General features: G+C 31.3%; 2 protein-coding genes. Both read right to left on the reverse strand.

Translation table 11 applies throughout. The features are described 5' to 3' along the window. Positions 1 to 248, reverse strand: a 248-nt coding sequence (locus tag E3U55_RS17055) for a hypothetical protein (RefSeq protein ID WP_134341677.1), incomplete at its 3' end; no start/stop codon positions are given. A 16-nt stretch (positions 249 to 264) separates the two neighbouring features. Next, a partial coding sequence (locus E3U55_RS17060; RefSeq protein WP_134341678.1) for a GNAT family N-acetyltransferase occupies positions 265 to 690 on the reverse strand: 426 nt, incomplete at its 5' end.

A 690-nucleotide genomic window follows, 5' to 3' on the forward strand; every position in this document is an offset into this window, starting at 1 on the left:
CTGTTAGTTTGCTTTATAATGGCAACATATAGAAAGTCTTCTCCTGCTTTCTCGTAAGTAACAATTATATGATTATCTTTCAAATCAAAATCGATAATGTTATCCACTTTTGCTTGATTGTCTTCCATAACCTTAATGATTTCATCTTCAAACGTTAAGTCTTGTTTTTCTTTGACGTTTTCATCTCCAACTCTTGAGCAAGCGAATAGAACTAATAAGATAAAAAATAAACCAAAATATTTTTTCAAATCCCACTCCCCCTTTTTAATTGGGATTCTTCTTCAACTTAACTATCCCTAACGTTTTTTTGTTCTTATACAATTCTTCCCATTCTTCCTTTAGTATTCGATACTCTACTCTATCGTGGATGTTATTATGTAAAACAACATGATTTTTTAATTCGGCTTCCTTAATCATGCCAAGCTTTTTCATTATACCTTCTGAAGCCTTATTTTCTACTACACAGCCTGTTACTACCTTTCTCGTGTTCCAATTATTGAAGGCGTAGCTCATTATACTTTTTGATGCCTCGGTAACAATTCCTTTCCCCCAATATACTTCTCTTATAAAATATCCTAATTCCATTATATCCCCAAAGATACTTTTACTCTTTCTTATAAACCCTATTTCACCAATATAATCTCCTGTATTTTTATCGATAATGGCAAAAAAGAATTTGCTTCTTTTATT

The sequence above is a fragment of the Filobacillus milosensis genome (assembly GCF_004402015.1).
GTDB classification, from domain to species: Bacteria; Bacillota; Bacilli; order Bacillales; family Alkalibacillaceae; genus Filobacillus; species Filobacillus milosensis.